The organism is Trinickia sp. (assembly GCF_051961175.1).
Lineage (GTDB): Bacteria > Pseudomonadota > Gammaproteobacteria > Burkholderiales > Burkholderiaceae > Trinickia.
Genome location: NZ_JBQCDN010000475.1, coordinates 1 through 3,700, shown reverse-complemented (window position 1 = coordinate 3,700; position 3,700 = coordinate 1). Strand labels below are relative to the sequence as shown.

2 protein-coding genes and 2 pseudogenes are annotated in these 3,700 nt (G+C 61.3%); 3 read left to right on the top strand and 1 reads right to left on the bottom strand.

Features of this window, described 5'->3' with window-relative positions; all coding sequences use genetic code 11:
• Positions 1-326, top strand: a pseudogene (locus ACTHL0_RS27045) (hypothetical protein); the annotation flags it as partial.
• 623 nt (positions 327-949) lie between these two features.
• Positions 950-2,791 (top strand): hypothetical protein, encoded by a 1,842-nt coding sequence (locus ACTHL0_RS27040; RefSeq protein WP_440570202.1) that lies wholly within the window; start codon positions 950-952, stop codon positions 2,789-2,791.
• Positions 2,792-3,302: 511 nt separating this feature from the next.
• On the opposite strand, the gene ACTHL0_RS27035 is transcribed toward ACTHL0_RS27040, so the two are convergent.
• Complete coding sequence (locus ACTHL0_RS27035) at positions 3,303-3,479, bottom strand: hypothetical protein (protein WP_440570201.1); 177 nt, start codon at positions 3,477-3,479, stop codon at positions 3,303-3,305.
• On the opposite strand from ACTHL0_RS27035, the pseudogene ACTHL0_RS27030 reads away from it, so the two are divergent.
• Positions 3,472-3,700, top strand: a pseudogene (locus ACTHL0_RS27030) (hypothetical protein); the annotation flags it as partial. The gene ACTHL0_RS27035 and the pseudogene ACTHL0_RS27030 overlap by 8 nt on opposite strands.

Genomic DNA, 3,700 nt, shown 5'->3' with positions numbered 1-3,700 from the left:
CCTCGGTTCACGGCTATGCATTTGAACGCCTGGGCACGAGCGGTGCGGTGGTGACGGCGCTGTGGGCGCACAACAACGCGAATTGGCCGACGTCGAACGGTGTGTACAGCCAGAGCGCGACCCAGAGTTATGCGCTGACGGTCGATGCACCGGGCACGAGCGGCAAGGTGGCGACGTTCGACATGATGGGCAACCCGGCCGTCCTGCCGTACACGAACGGTGTGGTTCAACTGACGCTGTCGGAAACGCCGATCTACGTGGTGTCGAAGAACGCCAGCGTGATGAAGGCACAGGTCACGGTACCGGTCGGTTACACGGGCCAATAAGCGACGCAGTAAGCGGGGCAATAAGCGGGGAAACGGGCGCCGAAGCAGGCGTCGCAGCAAGCTTCACTTCACCCTCACGCAAAATGCCAGGCCTCAGGCCTGGCATTTTGTCGTTCCGGCGGCACGACCGCTTTCTTGTACCTCCGGGCCCGTTGGGTCCCCTCCGCCGGATGATCCGCCTGGTCGACTACCGTCGACGCCACCGCGTTCGATCACGATCGATGCGCGCCTCACCTCGAATCCCGCACGGAAAACACCGTTGCACAAGGCCTCCATCTCTCCGCCCTGCCGCCACTTCTCATACCGGAAACCTGCGCTGCTGAGTATGCCGCGAGACCTGTAGGAAAGTCCTGACGCGATCGGCTGCACATATTACAGAAGCTTCAGTGCTCGCCGGATAGGCAGCGACAGCGATTCCAAAGATACTGAATGTACTGCAGGCACCAAGCGTTCAGCTCAATCGAAACTGGTAGCGCTCACGGGGTCCGCGGAAATTCAATCGTCGCTGTTGGATATCCGGCGACCCCGTTCAGTGCTCTTGGTTAACAGGTCAATCCATGCAATCCTTGTTCAACTCCCCCGCCATCCGTTCCTTAGGATTCCTAAATATCGCAGCCGCCGCAGTGTACGCATTCGCGAGCGTTGGCTCCACGGGTGCAAAGGCGCAAACGCCGCCGGCCAATTCGATCACGTGCTCCGCTGCGACGATCACGACAGGCGGCACGACCAACGGCCTGATCACGGCCGATACGCCGGTGTCGAACGGCGTGCGCATGTTCCCGCAAGGCAGCGCATTCACGATTCAATTCGTGACGAACGCGCCCGCCGCCGACAGCGTGAATTGGTCGGTGCAGGACTATGTCGGCAACATTCGCGGCAGCGGCTCGTTCGCTGTTCCGGCAGGCGCACAAACTTCGAAGATTTCCTGCACGGGCGCGGCAAGTGGCTATTTCGCCCTGACGGCTACGTTGAACAACGCGGGCGGCACGTTGCCGAAGGCCGGTACGCGTCCGACGGGTATCGCAACGTTCGGCGTTTTGCCGAACGTCTCGACGTCCGTGCTGCCTGCGGCAACCTATACGAGCCAAGAGCAGCATCGCTTCGGCATGCAGGGCGAAAGCGACAAACCGGCCGTGCTCAGCGCGCTGGGTATCGCGCAAACGATTGACTGGCGTCAGCTGTCGAACATGGAGCCGTTCCGCGCGAACAGCTGGAATCCTACCGCAACGCAAAGCGTGACCAACGTCGACTCGCTGTACAAGACGGGTAACGTCGCCCGCCTCGTGCGTCTGGACGGCATTCCCGGCTGGGCCAGCCCGACTGGCGCGACCGTGCAGGACAGTTATGCGCCGAGCGACTTGACGTACTTCCAAGGCTACATGGGCCGCGTCGGCGCCGATACGGAAGCGATCCGCAAGGCGTACTTCCCGAACATGAAAAACAACTACTACCAAGTGACGTGGGAACCGTCGTGGCTGGATACGCCCGCGAACTTCGTGGCGATGTATAAGGCCGTCTATCAAGGCGTGCACTCGACGGATCCGAATGCAGTTGTGATGGGCGTGACGAGCCCCGATCCGGGCACCGCCGGTAACTGGTGCACGGGCAATTGGCTGCAGACGTATGCCTCGCTTGGCTTGCAGAACTACGTCGACGGCATCACGACGCACAGCTACTGGGCGAACCACGATTCCCCGGCCTTCCCGCCGGAGCTCTACGACACGAACACGAGCACGTACTACCAGAACCTGGCGCTCGATCATCAGATGCGTAACCTTCGCGCTGCGATGCAGACCTTCAAGCCGAACATGCGCTTGTGGTCGACCGAGCTCGGTGTGGCGTACGATACGGGCGTCACGTACGCGACGGGTCCTTCGGCGAACCAGCTGTACGCACAAGCTGCCGTTTCCGCTCGTGGGCACTTGATCGTGCTCGGCGAAGGGGCGCAAGTGACGTACTTCTTCTACGGTTCGGACTACCCGACGGAAATCGGCTTCGGCACGTTCTTCGACATCGTCAACCCGACGGGCGACTTCCACGCGACGACGCTGAGCCCGAAGCCTGTTTCAATGGCGTACGCTGCGATGACGCGTCTGATCGACGGAACGCAAACGCTTGGCCATCTGAACGGGCTGCCTTCGATGGTCTACGGCTACGCGTTCCAACGCCTCGGCACGAGCGGCACGGTGGTGACGACCCTCTGGACGCACAACAACGCGAATTGGCCGACGACAGGCGGTGTCTATAGCCAGACCGCGAGCACGAACTACGCACTGACGGTCGATGCTGCCGGCACCAGCGGCAATGTGACGGTGTACGACATGATGGGTAACCCGACGCAAGTCCCGTACACGAACGGCGTGGCCAACCTGACGCTGACCGAAACGCCGATCTACGTGGTGTCGAACAACGCCAGCGTGATGAAGGCGCAGGTCACGGCACCGGTCGGTTACACGGGACAGTAAGGGATAGTAAGGGATAGTAAGGGACAGTAAGTTTCACTTGATCCTCACGCAAAATGCCAGGCTGACGCCTGGCATTTTGCCGTTTCGGCCGCATTACCGCTTTCTCCGCTCTCTCCCCTGTCTCCGCGCTTCCTCGCGCTGTGCCTGGCTCTGCGCGCCCCGCATAGGCCCGCCGTCCCGCCGCCGCTTCGCATTCCGGACATTCATGTCGTCGCGCGTACTACGCGGGCTGTAGGAAAGTTCCGACGCGATCCCCAGCACATATTACAAAAGGTTCAGTGCTCGCCGAATAGGCAAGAAAAGCGATACAAACGATACTGAACGTACTGCAGCCCTAGCGTTCAACTCATGCAACTGGCAGCGCTCAAGGCTCCTCGAAATTCGATCGCCATGGTTCGATATCTGGCGAATCCGTTCAGTACCCCCGGTTAAAAGGTCAATCGATGCAATCTGTGTTCAAAGCCCCCACGCCCCATTCATTAGGACTCCTTAATATTGCTGCGGCTGCGATTTATGCATTCGCCAGCGTCGGATCGAGCAGTGCCCAGGCGCAAACGCCGCCGGCCAATTCGATCACGTGCTCGGCCGCGGCGACGACAGTGGCGGGCGGGACAGCGAATGGATTGATCTCGGCCGATACGCCTGTGGCCAACGGCGTGCGCATGTTCCCGCTGAGCAGCGTGTTCACGATTCAATTCGTGACGAAGGCGCCGGCCGCCGACCGCGTGAACTGGTCGGTTCAGGACTACACCGGCAACCTGCGCGGCAGCGGCTCGTTCGCGGTGCCTGCCGGCACGCAGACGACGAAGCTTTCCTGCACGAGCTCGGCAAGCGGCTACTTCGCGCTGACGGGCACGCTGAGCCACGCGGGCGGCACGCTGCCCAAAGCCGGTACGCGCCCCGCAGGCA